Source organism: Nocardioides alkalitolerans (assembly GCA_038184435.1).
Taxonomy (GTDB): Bacteria; Actinomycetota; Actinomycetes; order Propionibacteriales; family Nocardioidaceae; genus Nocardioides; species Nocardioides alkalitolerans_A.
Map to the genome: position 1 here is coordinate 1,472,539 of CP116227.1, position 16,949 is coordinate 1,489,487.

Consider the following 16,949-nt stretch of genomic DNA (forward strand, 5'->3'; position numbering starts at 1 on the left):
GCCTCAGGCGTCGCCGGGCGCCGGGTCCGGGTCGCTGGCCGGCTCGGAGTCGGGGTCGAGCTGGCTCGTGTCGGGCTCCTGCCCGTCCGACGTGGGCGGCTCCGCGTCCTGGTCGCGATCTTCGTCGGGGTCGGCCTGCACGGGGTGGTCGCTGGGGTCACTGGTCATGCGGGGCCGGTACCCCGCCACGGGGGCCCGACCCGCGCCGTACGGTGGCTCCCAGCACCGGAACCGACCCGCGGCACCCGCGCCGCGAGCAGAGGAGACCCGTGAAGTTCACCGAGCGCGAGATGACCGTCGCCGTCGAGGCCGTGGCCGCGCGGTCCTTCGAGGCGCTCCCCCGGCTGCTGCGGAGCCGGGCGGGCGGCACGTCGTGGGACACGTTGTCGAAGGGCGACCGCTACCCGTTGCTCGCCGCCTCCGGCGACCTCGTGCTGCCGGCGCTCACCGCGCTCCCCGAGCGCCCGACGGTGGGCGCGACGCCGGAGTTCACGGACGCGGAGTACGAGACCGCCGCCGAGGAGGCGCTCCGCCAGCGTGCGGACCGCAACGAGCCCGGCTCCTGGGACGCCACCGCGGAGCGCAAGCGCCGCAAGGCCGTCGCGGCCGGCGCGGCCGTCCTGCGGATCGCGGTCGCCGCCATGCCCGTGCGCCAGGACCCCGACGCGCTCATCGTGCCGGACCACCTCTGACCCGCCCCACCCCGAGGCCGGGGCCGGGGCCGGGGCCTAGACGACGTCGGGCTCGTCGGTCGTCGCCAGCGTCAGCACGGCCTCCTCGACCATCGGGCTGCGCTCGAGCTCGGCCTCCAGCGCCCGGAGGCGGCGCGCCACCTCGGGCTCCGGGGCGTCGCCCACCAGGTCGACGGCCGCGACCATGAAGACCCGCCGCGGCCCGACGTACTCGAGGTGCAGGTAGGTCACCCGCGCGACCTCGCGGTGGCCGCGCACCTCGTCGAGCAGCCACGTCCGCAGAGCCGGTGGCACGCCCTCGCCGAGCAGGTAGTCCATGTTGCGCCGGATCAGGAACAGCGCAACCACGCCCAGCAGCACACCGACGGCGATGGAGCCCAGCGCGTCCCACAGCGGGTCGCCGGTCAGCTGGTGGGCGAGCACGCCGCCTGCGGCCAGCACGAGACCGATGAGCGCGGACGAGTCCTCGAGGAAGACCGCACGCAGGGTCGGGTCCGACGTCCGGTAGACGAAGGACAACGGCCGCAGGTGCCACCGGGCCGACTCACGACGCACCTGCCGCAGGGCCTGGAGGAACGAGATGCCCTCGAGCACGAAGGCCACGCCGAGCACGATGTAGTTGAGCGTGTACGCCGGCGCCTCGGCCTCCGCCGTGCCCTGCAGCGACGCCCACAGCGAGGTCGCCCCGTGCCACAGCGAGAGCACCGAGCCGGCCGTGAACAGGCCGAAGGCCGCGACCAGGGACCACAGGTACGCCGCGCGTCCGTAGCCCAGCGGGCGGGCGGCGTCACGCGGGCGACCGCCGCGGCGCTCGGCGGCCAGCAGCGCGACCTCGTTGCCCGTGTCGGCCCAGGAGTGCGCGGCCTCGGCCACCATCGACGCCGACCCCGTGATGGCGGCCGCGACCGACTTCGCGACCGCGATGAGGGCGTTGGCCGCGAGCGCGACGAGCACCGTCACCAGGGACTCCCCGCCCTGACCGGGTGGGTCCACCGAACGGACGGCCGCCGCGGTCGGGTCGCTCTCGTGCTGGTCGGGTTCCGCCACGCGCTCACTCTGCCACCGCGGCCCAGCGGGCGTCAGCGATCAGTTGTAGCCTCAACTGTCATGAGCACCTCCGCGGTCACGGAAGCGACGACGAGCTGGGAGGGCGGCGAGCACGACGGCCGGCCGACCGTGGTGCTCGCCCACGGGTACGGCGCGCACGAGGGCACCCTGCTCGGCGTCGCGCGCCTCCTGCCCGACGGCGTCGCCTGGGCCCTGCTCCGCGCCCCGCTCGTGCTCGCGCCCGGCAGCTACGCGTGGTTCCCGATCTCGACGCCGGGCACGCCCGACCCGGCCGACGTCGCCCCCGGTGTCGACGGCGCGCACGCCTGGGTCGCGGAGCACGTGCCCGACGCTGCGGCCGTCCTCCCCGTCGGGTTCTCGCAAGGCGGGCTGGTGGCGTCCCAGCTGCTCCGGACCCGGCCGGAGCGGTACGTCGGCGCCGGCCTCCTCGGCGCGTTCGTGCTGCAGGGCGAGGTGGCGGGCGACGCGGCCCTGCGTCGTACCCGCCCACCCGTCTTCTCCGGCCGGGGCGACGCCGACACCGTCATCGCGCCGCACGCCGTGGCCCGCACCGATGCCTGGCTCCCCGAGCACACGACGGCCACGACCGCGTCGTACCCCGGCCTCGGCCACACCATCTCGGCCACCGAGGCGCGCGACCTCGCCCGCTTCGTGGCGGGCGTGCTGCTCTAGCCCGCGCGGCCGGGTAGCGTCCCGGCACGTGCCCACCTCCGCGACCCCGTCCTCGCCCCTGCGCGCCGTCGCCGTCTTCTGCGGGTCGTCCTTCGGCGACTCCCCCGCGTTCGAGGAGGCCGCGCGCCTCGTCGGGCGCACGCTCGCCGAGCGCGGGATCACCGTGGTGTACGGCGGGGGCCGCGTCGGTCTCATGGGTGCGGTCGCGGACGCCGCGCTCGCGGCCGGGGGCGACGTCGTCGGTGTGATCCCCCGGGCGCTCGACGCGCGCGAGCTCAGCCACACGGGCTGCACCGAGCTGCTCGTCGTCGAGACGATGCACGAGCGGAAGGCGCTCATGGCCGAGCGGGCCGACGCCTTCCTCACCCTGCCCGGTGGGGCCGGCACGCTCGAGGAGGTGGCCGAGCAGTGGACGTGGGCGCAGCTGTCCATCCATGCCAAGCGCAGCGGTTTCCTCGACGTGGACGGGTTCTGGGCGCCACTGCAGCAGATGCGGGACCGGATGGTGGAGCGCGGGTTCGTGCGACCCGCCCAGGGCGAGATCGTGGCGTTCGACGACGACCTCGACCGCCTGCTCGCGACCCTGGCCTCACCGCCGACCTGGTCCGACAAGTGGGGGGCGCCGCGCGAGGTGCCGCCGCCGGTCTAGCTGCTGCTCGCCGCGCCGGTCCCGCCACCCGGGTGCGGCTCGGCGCGCCACGACCACACGGCCGCCGCGAGGGCCGCGAGCAGCAGGGCGGTCGACGTGCCGATCCCCCACCGCAGCGCCAGGTCCGTGTCGTCGAGCCGCTCGGCCGCCACCTGGTAGGCCGTCATCGTCACGGCAGCGCCGATGGCCGCACCGATCCGCTGCCCGGTCTGGAGGGCGCCGCCGGCGGCGCCGCCCATCCGCGTGGGCACGTCGGCGAGCGAGAGGGTCATGTTGGGCGAGACCACCGCACCACCGCCGGCCCCCGCGACCAGCAGCGGCACCGACAGGGCGAGCCACAGCGGCAGCCCCGCCGGCACGACCACGGCCAGCACGACGAGCGCGCCCAGCATCACGACGAGGGCGCCGACGGTGAGCACGCGACCGACGCGGTCCACCACGCGGCCGGCGATCGGCGAGGCCACAGCGGACCCGATGGCGAACGGGCACAGGAGGAGTCCCGCCTGCAGGGCGGTCAGCCCCCGCCCCTCCTGCAGGAACACGCTCAGCACGAGGAAGACACCAGTGAACCCGGTGAAGTAGAGGGTGCCGATGGTGACGCCGCTCGCGTAGCCCGGCGTCCGGCGCAGCAGGCTCACGTCGAGCAGCGGGGCTCCCCCGCGCCGTACGACGCGGTGCTCCCACCGCACGAACGCCACGGCGAAGACGGGTACGAGCACGAGGAGCGGCAGGAGGGTCACCGTGCCGCCCTCCACGTTCACCACCGGGATGAGCACCGCCAGGACCGTCGCGCCCAGCAGCACTGCGCCCAGGAGGTCGAGGTGGACGCGGCCGGTGCCCGCGGACGGGTCCCGCCCGGGGACCAGCCGCAGGATGGGGACGAGCAGCACCAGCCCGATGGGGACGTTGACGAGGAAGATCCAGCGCCAGCCGTCCTCCGTGCCGGCGATGGCGATGATGAGACCGCCCAGCACCGGGCCCAGCGCCGACGAGACGGAGACGACGAGGCCGAAGGTGCCGAAGGCGACACCGCGCTCCCGACCGCGGAAGAGGGTCTGGATGAGGCCGGAGTTCTGCGGCGTCAACAGGCCCGCCGACGCGCCCTGGACGAGCCGGGCCACGACCAGCCAGGTGGCGTCGGGCGCGAGTCCCGCGGCGGCGCTCGCGGCGACGAAGCCCAGGAGGCCGACGACCATGAGCCGCCGACGACCGTAGGCGTCACCGAGGCGACCGCCCGTCACGAGGGTGAGGCCGAAGGCGAGGGCGTAGCCCGAGACGACCCACTGGATCGTGCCCGGGGCCGCCTCGAGACCCGACCGCATCGAGGGCACCGCGACGTTCACGATCGTGACGTCGAGGAGCACCATGAAGCCGACGACGAGGCTCACCCCGAGGATGCGCCACCGGCGAGGGTCCGGCTGTCCCTGGTCGTCGGCCTCGACCGCTGCGCCCGCTCCGTGCTCGGCGCCGGTCGCCGGGGTCGTCTCCGTCACCCGGTCACGCTAGCGCCGGGGCCCAACGGGTCGGGCAGCGCGAACTGGATGCGCTGGATCGACGCCGAGATCGGCGCGAACAGCTCCTCGCGGATGCGGTTGTGCTCGGGGTCCCGGTCGTAGCGTCGGTAGTCGTCGTCGCTGGCGAAGTCGACGGTGAGGGCGTAGGAGGCGTTCCCCAGGCGCAGCCCCGGTCCACCCCCGCGACGAGACGGAGGTCGAGGCCGTCCACCCGCAGGTCGCGGAGTGCCTGCAGCGCCTCCTCGACCTTGTCGATGGTCACACCCGGATGAACGACACCCACGACGACGTTGCGGATCATGCAGCCATGCTGCCCGGTGGCGCCCCGGACCGGGACCGCCGGAACAGAACGAGGAAGGGAACCGATGACCGACGCCACGTCCACGACCGCCACCAGCACCCAGGTGCAGCTCGTCCGCCGCCCCCAGGGCTGGCCCGACGACGCCGACTTCCGGACGGTCGAGGTCGAGCTGCCCCCGCCGGGCGACGGCGAGGTGCGCGTGGCCAACGAGTTCATCTCGGTGGACCCCTACATGCGGGGACGGATGAACGAGGGCAAGAGCTACATCCCCCCGTTCGCGCTCGGCGAGACCATGACGGGCGGCGCGGTCGGCCGCGTCGTCGCGTCGCGGGTCGACGACCTCCCCGTCGGCACCGCCGTGCGGCACGAGCTCGGGTGGCGCGACGTCGCCCAGGGACCGGCCGCGTCGTTCCGACCGGTGCGCGAGGTGCCGGGCACCTCGCTCTCGGTCCACCTCGGCGTGCTGGGGATGACCGGGCTGACCGCCTACGTCGGTCTCACGGCCATCGCCGGGATCCAGGAGGGCGACACCGTGTTCGTCTCCGGCGCCGCGGGCGCGGTCGGCAGCACGGCGGGCCAGCTGGCCCGGCTGCTCGGCGCCGGACGCGTCATCGGCTCGGCAGGCGGTCCCCAGAAGGGGCGCCTGCTCACGGAGCGCTACGGCTACGACGCCGCGATCGACTACAAGGCGGGGCCGGTGACCGAGCAGCTCGCCGCGGCCGCGCCCGACGGCGTGGACCTGTACTTCGACAACGTCGGCGGCGACCACCTCGAGGCCGCCCTCGGCGCGATGAACCGGGGCGGGCGCGCTGCGCTGTGCGGTGCGATCGTCGGCTACAACACCGAGGTGCCCGTGCCCGGTCCGCGCAACATGTTCCGGATCATCACCCAGGGCCTGACGCTCCGGGGGTTCACGCTCGGCGACTGGGGCCACCTCTCGGGCGAGTTCGGCGAGCGGATGGCGGGATGGTTCGCGGACGGTCGGATCACCCACGACGAGACCGTCGTGGACGGCATCGAGAACGCCGTCGAGGCGTTCCGCTCGATGATGCGCGGCGGCAACGTCGGCAAGATGGTCGTGCGCACGGGAGGCTGAGTCGCCCCGGGACGACGTCCGCGCGACGGTGCGCTGGACCCGGTGGCTGCGTCTGCGGTTTGATGCGGCGGCCGGGGGCAGCGTGCCGCCCGGCGGGAGGGGATCGACATGCTGGTGGCGGGGCTGGCCCTGACGGGTCTGGCAGCACTCATCCACGTCTACATCTTCCTGCTGGAGTCGGTGTGGTGGAGGTCCCGCGCCCGCGAGGTCTTCGGCACCACCCCCGAGCAGGCGGAGCAGACCGCCGAGATGGCCTACAACCAGGGCTTCTACAACCTGTTCCTCGCGGTCGGGATCGCGGTCGGGACCGTGCTGGTGGCGCTCGACGAGCGCACCGTGGGGCTGACGCTCGTGCTGTTCGCCGCCGCATCGATGGTGGCCGCCGGGCTCGTGCTGGTGCTCAGCTCGCCGGCCAAGGCGCGCCCCGCCCTCATCCAGCTGACCCCGCCGCTGATCGGTGGCGTGCTCCTGGTGGTCGACCTGCTCTGAGGCGGCGCCCGGGCCGACCGGTCTCGCCCTCATCGGAAGTCCCGCGAGCGGGCTCGGGCCTGGAGCACCTGGCCCGCCCCGGGAACGACGACGTCGATCGCCTCGATGCGGTCGGCGACGAGGTTGGTGACACCGTCGTTGCGCTCCACCACCCCCCGGATGACCACGGCCACCCGGTTGCGCGCCGCGTGACGGTGACGGGTGAACACGCCCACCGAGCACACGACGTTGAGCATCCCCGTCTCGTCCTCCAGGTTGAGGAACGTGATGCCCTGCGCCGTGCCGGGACGCTGCCGGTGGGTGATGAGCCCGGCGACGTGCACGCGACGACCGTGCTCCACGCCCCCCGTCTCCACGGGACCCGTGAGGTCGGTGACCGCCCGCACCCCCGCCTCCCGCAGCAGCTCCCGGAGGTGCTCGACCGGGTGGCGCTCCGGCGAGATGCGCGTCGCCCAGAGGTCGGCGAGCGTCTCCTCCACCTCGGTCATGCCCGGCAGCACCGGCGCGGCGGGCGCGGGTGTCGTGCCCGGCAGGTGGTCGCCGCTCTCGGCGTACCCCGACGCCCACAGCGCCTCCCGTCGGCCCAGCCCGAACCCGGCCAGCGCTCCCGCCGTCGCCAGGGCCTCCAGCTGCGTCGTCGTGAGGTCGACGCGCCGTGAGAGGTCGGTGACGTCCCGGTACGGCGCCGCCCGTCGCTCCTCGACGATCCGTCGCGCCACCTCGAGACCGATGCCCTTCACCTCGTCGAGCCCGAGCCGCACGGCGAAGTCGCCGTCGAGGCGGTGCTCGACCTGCTCGGGGAAGGCCGTCGGCGGCACCTCCGCGTCGGGGGCGAGCCGCTCGAGGTCGGCCTGCGCCGACGAGCGCAGCACGTCCGGGCGGAGCACCTTGACCCCATGGCGCCGGGCGTCGGCGACGAGCGACTGCGGCGAGTAGAAGCCCATCGGCTGGTTGCGCAGGAGACCGGCGAGGAACGCCGCCGGGTGGTGCAGCTTGAACCACGACGAGTGGTAGACCAGCAGCGCGAAGCTCAGCGCGTGCGACTCGGCGAAGCCGAAGTTGGCGAACGAGAGGATCTGGGCGTAGATCGCGTCGGCCTTGCGGCCCGTGATCCCCCGGCGCTCCATCCCCGCGTAGAGCTTCCCCTTCACCGACTCGATGCGCTCCACGCCGCGTTTCGACCCCATCGCACGCCGCAGCAGGTCGGCGTCGTCGTGGCTGCAGTCACCGATCGCGACCGCCATCGCCATCAGCTGCTCCTGGAAGAGCGGCACGCCCAACGTGCGCTCCAGCACGGGCTCGAGATCGGGATGGTCGAAGGACACCGGCTCCTTGCCCGTCGCCCGCCGCACGTAGGGGTGGACGGCACCGCCCTGGATCGGTCCGGGACGGATGAGGGCGATCTCGATCGCGAGGTCGTAGAAGCAGCGGGGCTGCAGCCGCGGGAGCGTGCCGATCTGCGCCCGGCTCTCGACCTGGAACACCCCGATCGAGTCGGCGCGGCACAGCATGTCGTAGACCTCGGGCTCCTCGCGCGGCACCGTGTCGAGACGCCACCGCACCCCGGTGTGCTCGTGCACGAGCCGCATCATGTGGTCGAGCGCGCCGAGCATGCCGAGGCCGAGCAGGTCGAACTTGACCAGGCCCATCGTCTCGGCGGCGTCCTTGTCCCACTGGATGACGGTGCGCTTGTCCATCCGGGCGCGCTCGATGGGCACCACCTCGCCGATGGGCTGCTCGGTGAGCACCATGCCGCCCGAGTGGATCCCCAGGTGGCGAGGGGCGCCGACGAGCTCCTCCGCCAGGTCGACCACGGCGGTGGGGATGTCGAGGCTGCGGTCCACCTCCCGGCCCCAGCCGTCGACCTGCTTGCTCCAGGCGTCCTGCTGACCCGTGGAGTGGCCCAGTGCCTTCGCCGCATCGCGCACCGCCATGCGCGGCCGGTAGGTGATCACGTTGGCCACCTGGGCGGCGTTGTGACGCCCGTAGGTGTCGTAGACCCACTGGATCACCTCCTCCCGGCGGTCGGAGTCGAAGTCGACGTCGATGTCGGGCTCCTCGTCGCGGTGCACGGAGATGAACCGCTCGAACGGCAGTCGGTAGAACACCGCGTCCACCGCCGTGATCCCCAGCGCGTAGCAGACCGCCGAGCTGGCGGCACTCCCCCGTCCCTGGCAGAGGATCTCCTGCTCCCGCGCGAACGCGACGATGTCGTGGACGATCACGAAGTAGCCGCTGAAGCCCTTGTCCTCGATGACCCGCAGCTCCCGCTCGATGCGCTCCCGCGCCTCGTGCTCGACGTCGCGACCCGCGTAGCGCCGGGCGAAGCCGCGGTCCACCAGCTCCCGCAGCCAGCTCGCCGCCGTGTGCCCGGCCGGGATGCCGCGCGTCGGCAGCCGGGGCTTCGCCTTCTGCAGGTCGAAGCCGAGCTCGTCGGCGAGGGTCACGCTGCGGGCGACCGCCCCGTCGTACCGCCCCAGCAGGCGCATCATCTCGGCCCCGCTGCGCAGGTACGCCGCCGGACCGGCCGGGAGCCAGCCGTCCATGTCACCCAGGCTGCGCCGCGCGCGCACCGCCGCCATCGTCCCCGCGAGCCGGTGCCCCGCCGGGGTCGCGTGGTGCACGTTGTTGGTGGCCACGACCGGGAGGCCGACCTCGGCGGCGACGGCCGCCAGCAGGTCGTTGGTCTCCCGGTCGGACGGACGCCCGTGGTGGGAGAGCTCCACGGTGACGTTGTCCGCACCGAACCGTGCGACCAGCCGCTCGACCTCCGCCCTCGCGGCGCGAGGCCCGCCGACGGCCAGGGCGGCGCGCACCGTGCCCTTCCGGCAACCGGTCAGCACCATCCAGTGGTCCCGCCCCCGCTCCGCGAGCTCGTCGAGGTCGTAGACCGGACGCCCCTTCTCGTCACCACGCAGGTGGGCGTCCGTCATGGCGGCCGCCAGGCGGTGGTAGCCCTCCACCCCGCGGGCCAGCACCAGCAGGTGGGCGCCCTCGGGGTCGGCCACCCCGTTCTGCGGACCGCTCAGCCCGAGGGACAGCTCCGCGCCGTACACCGTCCGCAGGACGCCCCCCTCCACCGCCGCCGCCGCCTCGGCCAGCATCGGAGCCCCGTAGAACCCGTCGTGATCGGTCAGCGCGATCCCGTGGAGCCCGAGCCGGGCGGCCTCGACGACCAGCTCCGCCGGCGAGCTCGCCCCGTCGAGGAAGCTGTAGTGACTGTGGCAGTGCAGCTCGGCATAGGGCACCGCACCCACCGGCGCCTCGACCGCGACGCTCTCCGGCCGACGGCGACGCCGACGCGAGATCGGCGCGTCGTCGGCACCGGGGCGCGCCGAGAGCCGCCGCTCCAGCTCGCTCCACGGCACCGCCGGGTTGTTCCATCCCATGGGCGCACTTTATCGAACATGTGTTCGGGGCGGGATCGTTCGTTCACAGGGGTACGGCGCTGCTTCCTTCCCCCTCAGAACTGTCGGTGGGTCCGGGTTGAGTGGTCGCCATGACGGGGGTCAGCTCGACGGGCGACGCCGGTGGCTTCGGGCCACCGGTGCCGGAGCCGCCTGCCGAGCTCCTGGTCGACGAGCCGGTGCCGGACTGGTTGGAGCACGCGTTCGCCACGGGCGAATGGCCGGTCGAGCCGACGCGGGTGCCGGATCGTCTCGCTCGGCGAGGGTCAGTACGACGCGTCCGAGCCCGCCGCGGATGCCGAACCCGGATGGGTGGTGCCCGGTGTCGACGTGGGCCATCCCCTGCTGGAGGCGATCCGGGTGGCCACCGCTGTGCTCGCGGCCGACGGCCGCACGGGGCTCGGGTGGCTGAGCGCACCGCAGACCGGGATCGCGTTGGTCGATGCGCACCGGCTCGTCGCGCGCGCGTCGGCGCTGGTCGCGGTGTTGGTGCGGCACGCCGAGGAGGTCGAGCTCCACCGGCAGAACGGCGCCTCGAGCGCTGCGGTGTGGTTGGCGAATGCGAGCGCCCTCACCCGGCGGGACGCCTACCGGATCGCCAGGATCGGTGAAGCGATCTCGAACCGCCACACCATCTATCTCCGGCCCGGGTGCGAGACCGGAGCGGTGAACACCGAACAGGCCGACGTCATCCTCAAGGCTCTCGACGCGCTACCCGACGACCTGCAAGCCGACCTGCGCGTCGAGGCAGAGAGGGTGATGGTCGGTCTCGCCGTCGACCACGACGCGAAGGCCCTGCGCGCGATCGGCAAGAAGATCCTCACCGTCATCGCCCCCGACGTCGGCGAAGCCCACGAGGCGGCACTGCTGGAACGCGAGGAACGGCAAGCACGGGCCACCTCACGGCTCAGCATGGTCTCCGACGGACTCGGCCGCATCTGGGGACGATTCGTCATCCCGGAGCTCCATGGCGCCATGCTCCGCAAAGCCCTCGACGCCTACGCCGCACCACCGCACCTCAACACCAACGACGACCCCGACCAACGCTTCCGGCGCGACCGCTCCACCCCCGAGCGCTACGGACAGGCCTTCCAACAGCTGCTGGAGATGCTCGACCAGAAAGACCTGCCGAACGCTGGGGGCACCGGCGCCACCGTCGTGGTGACGATGACCCTGCAGTCGCTCCTCGGCGGTCTCGCATCGGCCTCCCTCGACACCGGCCTCCAGATCAGCGCCGGCGAAGCCCGACGCCTCGCCTGCGCAGCCGGCCTCATCCCCGCCGTCCTCGGCACCAACAGCGAGGTCCTCGACCTCGGCCGCACCGCCCGCTTCCACACCCGAGCCATGCGCACCGCCATGGCCATCCGCGACGGCGGCTGCGTCGCCGAAGGCTGCACGAGACCACCCCACCAGACCCACGCCCACCACCTCACGGAATGGTCGAAGGGAGGCCACACCAACGTCGACGACGGCTGCCTCCTCTGCGACCAACACCACCACCAGGTCCACGACCCGCTCTACCTCGTCGAACGCCTCGGCACCGGCAAGCTCCGCTTCACCAGCCGCGAGTGAGCGAGTGAACGGAGCGCGGCACTAGCCTGGTCGCGTGACTGCGCACGAAGCCCTTCCCGGGCTCTGGGAGCTGCCGCTCGAGCCAGCGGCGGACGCGTCGGCGCTCATCCCGCCGGGCCTGGAGGCGACCGTCGGTCACCCGCTCGGCGTGGGGCACCTCCACCACGTGCAGGGGATGCTGGGCGTCGTCCACGGGCTGCGCTTCTCGCCGCTGCCGACGCCGGCGGACTGGACCTACCTGACGTGCAGCCGCGGCGAGGTGCTGGTGCTCGTGGCGGACGTGCGCGTGGGGTCGCCGTCGTTCGGCCGGCACCGCGGAGTACGCCTGACGTCCGGTTCCCCAGGGACGACCGGACCGGACGCGGACCCACCGGTCGCCGGGCTCTACGTCGGACCCGGCCTCGCGCACGGCTTCACGGCCCTGGTCGACGACAGCGCGCTCACCCACCTCGGTCCGCGCGGGCGCCGGCCGGAGAACGACCGACTGGTCCACGCGTTCGACCCGACCCTGCGGCTGCCCTGGCCGATCGACACCGGTGCGGGCAACGACACCGGCGCGAGCAACGGCAGCTCCGCGCTCACCCTCCCGCCCGAGGGCGCCGACGCCCCGCTGCTCGCCGCGCTCCGGAAGGCCTCCCGCCTGCCGACCTGGGCCGACTGGCGCAGCCACAACTCCACCCCGCGCGGCTGACACCGAGGGTCGCACCCCGATGGACAACCACGACCTCAAGAAGGACCCCCGGCTCCCCTACCGCGCCACGACGAGGATCGAGGTCGTCGACGTCCCGTCGATCGCGTTCCTCGCCGCCGTGGGCGAGGGCGATCCGAACACGTCGCGGCTCTACGCCGACGTGGTCGAGGCACTCTACGCGTCGTCGTACGGCGTGCGAGCGGTCGCGATCGAGGAGCTGGGCCGCAAGCACACCGTCGCCCCGCTCGAGGGACTGTGGTGGGCCGACGACCTGCGGGTGTTCACGGCCCGCGACAAGGACGCGTGGCACTGGCAGATGATGATCGCCCAGCCCCCGTGGGCGACGGACGACCTCGTCGCCGCGGGCATCGAGAGCGCCCGCAGCAGGCGCGACCTCGCGGAGGCCGGGCGGCTCACGTTCACGACCATCACCGAGGGGCTCGCGGTCCAGACGCTCCACGTCGGCCCCTACGACGACGAGGGCCCGACCATCGCGCGGATGCACGACGAGTTCATGCCGCAGCACGGCTACCGACCGCGGGGTGCGCACCACGAGATCTACCTGTCCGACGTGCGGAAGACCGCTCCCGGGCGCCTCCGCACGATCTTGCGCCAGCCGATCGAACCCAGCCAGCCGATCGAGCAGCGCCGGGCGGGCACCGGTCAGTCGTAACCCGCCTCGATCCACCACCCGCCGTCGACGCAGGCCAGCAACCACGCCCGGCCGTCGACGCCGACGACCTGGAACCGCGCGGCCCGACGCAACGGAGAGCCGGTCTCCTCCCACCACGCCTCGTCCATGGGCCACGGGCCCGCCCATGCATCGACGGGCAGCCAGCCCACGTCGGGCACCCGCACGGTCGCCGGCTCCGCGCTCACCCATCCCCGCTCGTCGACCTCGACGGGCAGCCCGGCGTGGTCGATCAGCTCGCCGGGCAGCGGCTCGGCGAAGACCCGGGCGGGTGCCGGGCCGGGGATCTGCCCGGGCCACGGCTGCTGCGGCGAGCGCACCACCCGGGTCCGCTCGCCCCACGGCACGGAGGTCTGCCGGGCCGCAGGCGTGCGGCCCCCCTGGGCGACGGGGACCCGGACCGCGTCGTACCCCAGCAACGCCTGCACCCGCGCCATCCCCCGCTCGACGAGCTCGGAGGCGCCCCCGCCCCACAGCCCCTCCGCGTGGGCGGCCGCCGGCTCGGCGGTCGCCGGCACGAAGCGCACGCGGGTGACCGGCTCGGTCACCGCCACCACGGCACGACGGCTGCGCACCGATCCCTGCGCCTGTCCCTGCAGCTGCCAGTGCACCCGGTCGACCAGGTCGCGGGCCGAGAAGTGGCGAGGGTGCAGCCACTCGCGGGACGAGACGACGACGTCCTCGCCGCGGGGGCCGGCGCAGGACGCCTCGACGCGCACCGCGGTGCCGACGAGCTGGCGTTCGGCGAGGCCGGCGACGAACCGCTCGGCGGTCGTGCGGACGCTGAAGCAGATCGCCTCCACCGAGTCGAGCGGCGGTTCGAAGGCGACCTCGCACGCCAGCTCGGGCGGCGGGGTGCGCGCGGCGAGCGGACCCGACGCCTCGCCCCGGACACGCCGGTGCACCTGCAGCCCGTAGGCGCCGAAGCGCCGCGACACATCCCCCGGGGCGAGCTCGGCGAGCTCACCCAGCGTGCGCAGGCCGAGCCGGTGGAGCAGCGAGACGAGCTCGTCCGCCTCCGGGTCGGCGAGGAGGGCGTCGACCGCGAGCCCCCGCAGGTAGGCCGAGGAGCCGCCGACCGCCACCACCTCGTGGGCCTGCACCCCCGCCCGGCGCGCCGCCTGCTCCGCGGTGAAGACGTCGTCGGCGATGCCGATCCGGACGTCCCAGACCCCGGCCTCGACCAGCATCTCCGCGTAGAGCGCCGCCGCGTGCGCCTCCCCACCCCCGAACCTCACCGGCGCCCGTACCGCCATCAGCCCCGGACGCAGCGGCGCCACCCCGGGACGCAGCCGCTCGACCACCCCGAGCACCGTCTCGAAGGCCCGCGCGTCGCGGTCGGGGTCGGCGTCGAGCAGCACCAGCTCGGGACACCGCGCCTGGGCGTCACGTCGCCGCATCCCCCGACGCACCCCCTCGGCGCGCGCCGCGTCGTTGCAGACCTCCACGACGTTGCGGCCCAGCACCGCGGCCGGCACCGCGGTCGAGAGCCCCTCCTCCGTGAGCGCCGCGACCACCGACCAGTCCGGGCACCAGACGACGAGCACCCGGCCCGGGCCGCTCATCCCGCCCTCCCCAGCTGCAGCTCGCCGTGGCGCGGCGGGGCCGCTCCGCGTCGTACGGCGACGCGCACCTGCCGCTCCCGCAACCGGCCGTCGCCGTGGTCGAGCCCGGACCACCGGCTCTCCTCGACCTCGAGCCGCGCCTCGCAGCGCGGCCAGTCCCCCCACACGACGAGCACGGCGGACCGCTTGCGCAGCCGCGCCTCGACGACGCTCGCCGCCCGCGCGTCCACCCGCGCACGCGGCCGCAGCACCACGAGCCGCACGACGTCGACGAGCGCCGCGGTCGCCTCCAGCCACAGGTCAGCGGGATCGGGGACGAGCACGGTGCGGGACGGCTCGACGCCGAGCTCGACGGCCGCCTCGACACCGAGGTCGGGCCAGCCGACGACCGCCGTCCACTCCCCCGCCGCGGACGCACCGGCCATCAGGAGCAGGGCCAGCCGCGCCGAGTCCACCCCGTAGACCGCCCCCGCCCGCAGCTGCACCAGGCCCCCCAGGGACGGGTGCGTGGGCACCGTCAGCCGCGCCGGCCCGCCCTCGAGGGCCGCGACCTTCTGCCGCAGCCGGGCCACCACGTCGTCGGCCGAACCGGACGCCGAGCCGGACACCGGACCGGACACCGAGGCGGGGGCGAGAGCGGGAACGGACACCCCTCGATGATCGAACATTTGTTCGACTCACGCAAGCCGGTGTCCCCCTCCCCGAGCACGCCCGACCGTTCCGCCCAGAGCAGAACGAGGACGTCCGCCCACCCCCGCGCGCCTAGCATCGCGCCATGGGCCAGCTCACCCGTGCGACCACCCCCACGACCACCCCCACGACCCACGCGGACCCCGGGACCCCCCGTCCCGAGCCCCTGTGGCGTGAGCTCACCGGTCGCGTCCTGCGCCGCCACCGCCACGAGCGCGGCGAGCGGCTCGCGGAGACGGCGGAGCGGGCGGGGGTGTCGACGCAGTACCTCTCGGAGGTCGAGCGCGGACGCAAGGACCCCTCCTCCGAGATCCTCGCCGCCGTCGCGGGGGCCCTCGGCCTCACGCTGCTCGACCTCGCCGCGGAGGTGGCCCGTGACCTCCGGCACCTCGCCGGGCCGGCTGCGCCGGGTCCCCGTCGGCTGCCCGTCCCCGCGCCGCTGCCGAGCGGTCGCGTCACGCCCGACCCCCGCGCCTGCGCTCCCCTCCCCCTCGTCGCCTGAGCACGGCCCCTCCACCCCGGTCCCGACGTCAGACCAGCGGCGCAGGATCCGACCGGATCACCGTGTCGGCCAGCCCGTAGGCGACCGCCTCGTCGGCCCGCAGGATCCGGTCGCGGTCGGTGTCGCGACGCAAGGTGGCCACGTCCTGGCCCGTGTGCAGCGACAACGCCTCCTCCAGCTCCGCCCGCACGGCGAGGATCTCCTCGGCCGCGAGGATGAGGTCGGGGATCGTCCCGCGCCCCTGCCCGGCCGGCTGGTGGAGCAGCACCCGCGCGTGCGGGAGCACCGCCCGCTGCCCCGGGTCTCCCGCCGCGAGCAGCAGCGCCGTCGACGAGAACGCCTGCCCGACGCAGGTCGTCGCGACCGGAGCGCGCACGAAGCGCAACGTGTCGTAGACCGCCAGCACCGCCGCGGGCGAGCCGCCCGTCGAGTTGATGTAGAGGTTGACGGGCAGCTCCGGGTTCTCGGCGTCGAGGTGCAGCACCTGGGCGATCAGCGCGTTCGCCACCCCGTCGTCGAGCTCGGTGCCGAGGTAGACGATCCGCTCCTCGAGCAGCCGGCTGTAGACGTCGGTCACCCGGTCGCCCCGCGGCGTGCGGTTGACGACGTTGGGGACGACGTACCCGCTCATCGCGCGCCCCCCGCCCCCACCACACCCGCCACGGACGCCCGCGCGGTGACGCCGATCGAGCGGCGTACGCCGGGGCGCAGCTGCGCGAGGTCGCTCACCACGGCGTCGGCGAACCCGTAGGCGACGGCCTCCTCGGCCGTGTAGACCCGGTCGCGCAGGGAGTCGGAGAAGATGCGCTCGAGCGGCTGCCCGGTCTCCTCGGCGATGATCGCGAGCACCGTGTCGCGCACCGAGCGCAGGTCCTCGGCCTGCAGCTCGATGTCGGGTGCGTAGCCCCCGATGCCGGCCGAGCCCTGGTGCATCAGCACCTTGGCGTGCGGCATCACGAAGCGCTTGCCCCGCGTGCCGCTGCAGAGCAGGAACTGCCCGGCGCTGTAGGCCATCCCCAGCGCCACGGTCGCGACGTCGTTGGGCAGGAGCCGCAGGGTGTCCCGGATCGCCAGCATGGCCGGCACGGAGCCGCCCGGCGAGTGGATCCAGAGGCTGATGTCGGTGGTCGGGTCCTCGTCCGCGAGCAGCACGAGCTGCGCGCACAGCTGGCTGCCGTTCTCGTCGTCGAGGGGTCGGTCGAGGAGCAGCACGCGCTGCGCGAGGAGCTCCTCGGCGGTGCGTCTGCCCAGCAGGGGCGTCCGGTCGTCGCTCATGCCGCGAGCCTGACGTGCCCGGAGGCCGCGACGGAGCCCGTGCTGCCCGGGGCAGCAGGGCTCCGCCAGCAGCAG

Annotated in this window: 17 protein-coding genes; 9 read left to right on the forward strand and 8 right to left on the reverse strand. The window is 74.2% G+C overall.

What is annotated here, in order from left to right; translation table 11 throughout:
* Window positions 1–3: 3 nt before the first annotated feature.
* Window positions 4–168 (reverse strand): hypothetical protein, encoded by a 165-nt coding sequence (locus tag PIR53_07115; GenBank protein WZH53757.1) that lies wholly within the window; start codon window positions 166–168, stop codon window positions 4–6.
* Window positions 169–269: 101 nt separating this feature from the next.
* Between PIR53_07115 and PIR53_07120 the strand changes: the two genes are divergently transcribed.
* Entirely contained in the window at window positions 270–692 is a 423-nt protein-coding gene (locus PIR53_07120) for a hypothetical protein (protein WZH53758.1), read from the forward strand.
* Between the two features lie 36 nt (window positions 693–728).
* Here the strand turns inward: PIR53_07120 and PIR53_07125 are convergent, their stop codons facing one another.
* Entirely contained in the window at window positions 729–1,739 is a 1,011-nt protein-coding gene (locus PIR53_07125; GenBank protein WZH53759.1) for a cation diffusion facilitator family transporter, read from the reverse strand.
* A 60-nt stretch (window positions 1,740–1,799) separates the two neighbouring features.
* Here PIR53_07125 and PIR53_07130 point away from each other — a divergent pair, with 60 nt between their 5' ends.
* Window positions 1,800–2,432, forward strand: coding sequence for a hypothetical protein (locus PIR53_07130; protein ID WZH53760.1), 633 nt, complete (start codon window positions 1,800–1,802; stop codon window positions 2,430–2,432).
* 28 nt (window positions 2,433–2,460) lie between these two features.
* Window positions 2,461–3,081 (forward strand): TIGR00730 family Rossman fold protein, encoded by a 621-nt coding sequence (locus tag PIR53_07135; protein ID WZH53761.1) that lies wholly within the window; start codon window positions 2,461–2,463, stop codon window positions 3,079–3,081.
* Here the strand turns inward: PIR53_07135 and PIR53_07140 are convergent.
* Window positions 3,078–4,574, reverse strand: coding sequence for an MFS transporter (locus PIR53_07140; GenBank protein WZH53762.1), 1,497 nt, complete (start codon window positions 4,572–4,574; stop codon window positions 3,078–3,080). The two genes, PIR53_07135 and PIR53_07140, sit on opposite strands and share 4 nt — an antisense overlap.
* Before the next feature lie 386 nt (window positions 4,575–4,960).
* Here PIR53_07140 and PIR53_07145 point away from each other — a divergent pair, with 386 nt between their 5' ends.
* Complete coding sequence (locus PIR53_07145; GenBank protein ID WZH53763.1) at window positions 4,961–5,992, forward strand: NADP-dependent oxidoreductase; 1,032 nt, start codon at window positions 4,961–4,963, stop codon at window positions 5,990–5,992.
* Between the two features lie 108 nt (window positions 5,993–6,100).
* Window positions 6,101–6,481: a DUF1304 domain-containing protein gene (locus PIR53_07150; GenBank protein ID WZH53764.1), complete on the forward strand. Its 381-nt coding sequence runs from the start codon at window positions 6,101–6,103 to the stop codon at window positions 6,479–6,481.
* 29 nt (window positions 6,482–6,510) lie between these two features.
* Here PIR53_07150 and PIR53_07155 read toward each other — a convergent pair whose 3' ends face one another.
* Window positions 6,511–9,870 carry an error-prone DNA polymerase gene (locus PIR53_07155; protein ID WZH53765.1) on the reverse strand — a complete coding sequence of 1,120 codons (3,360 nt, stop codon included), beginning with the start codon at window positions 9,868–9,870 and terminating at the stop codon, window positions 6,511–6,513.
* A 333-nt stretch (window positions 9,871–10,203) separates the two neighbouring features.
* On the opposite strand from PIR53_07155, the gene PIR53_07160 reads away from it, so the two are divergent.
* The 3 genes from PIR53_07160 to PIR53_07170 are packed head-to-tail and all read left to right on the forward strand — an operon-like array spanning window position 10,204 to window position 12,824.
* On the forward strand, window positions 10,204–11,460 hold the full coding sequence (locus tag PIR53_07160) for a DUF222 domain-containing protein (GenBank protein WZH53766.1): 1,257 nt from the start codon (window positions 10,204–10,206) through the stop codon (window positions 11,458–11,460).
* A 34-nt stretch (window positions 11,461–11,494) separates the two neighbouring features.
* Entirely contained in the window at window positions 11,495–12,151 is a 657-nt protein-coding gene (locus tag PIR53_07165) for a dTDP-4-dehydrorhamnose 3,5-epimerase family protein (GenBank protein WZH53767.1), read from the forward strand.
* A gap of 19 nt (window positions 12,152–12,170) precedes the next feature.
* Window positions 12,171–12,824 carry a GyrI-like domain-containing protein gene (locus tag PIR53_07170; protein ID WZH53768.1) on the forward strand — a complete coding sequence of 218 codons (654 nt, stop codon included), beginning with the start codon at window positions 12,171–12,173 and terminating at the stop codon, window positions 12,822–12,824.
* On the opposite strand, the gene PIR53_07175 is transcribed toward PIR53_07170, so the two are convergent.
* Window positions 12,815–14,407: a DNA polymerase Y family protein gene (locus PIR53_07175; protein WZH53769.1), complete on the reverse strand. Its 1,593-nt coding sequence runs from the start codon at window positions 14,405–14,407 to the stop codon at window positions 12,815–12,817. The genes PIR53_07170 and PIR53_07175 overlap by 10 nt on opposite strands.
* Window positions 14,404–15,057: a hypothetical protein gene (locus tag PIR53_07180; GenBank protein ID WZH53770.1), complete on the reverse strand. Its 654-nt coding sequence runs from the start codon at window positions 15,055–15,057 to the stop codon at window positions 14,404–14,406. The genes PIR53_07175 and PIR53_07180 overlap by 4 nt, the downstream gene beginning before the upstream one ends.
* 125 nt (window positions 15,058–15,182) lie before the next feature.
* On the opposite strand from PIR53_07180, the gene PIR53_07185 reads away from it, so the two are divergent.
* Window positions 15,183–15,599 carry a helix-turn-helix transcriptional regulator gene (locus tag PIR53_07185; GenBank protein ID WZH53771.1) on the forward strand — a complete coding sequence of 139 codons (417 nt, stop codon included), beginning with the start codon at window positions 15,183–15,185 and terminating at the stop codon, window positions 15,597–15,599.
* Window positions 15,600–15,627: 28 nt separating this feature from the next.
* On the opposite strand, the gene PIR53_07190 is transcribed toward PIR53_07185, so the two are convergent.
* Window positions 15,628–16,230 (reverse strand): ATP-dependent Clp protease proteolytic subunit, encoded by a 603-nt coding sequence (locus PIR53_07190; GenBank protein ID WZH53772.1) that lies wholly within the window; start codon window positions 16,228–16,230, stop codon window positions 15,628–15,630.
* Entirely contained in the window at window positions 16,227–16,874 is a 648-nt protein-coding gene (locus PIR53_07195; GenBank protein ID WZH53773.1) for an ATP-dependent Clp protease proteolytic subunit, read from the reverse strand. The genes PIR53_07190 and PIR53_07195 overlap by 4 nt, the downstream gene beginning before the upstream one ends.
* Window positions 16,875–16,949 lie beyond the last annotated feature (75 nt).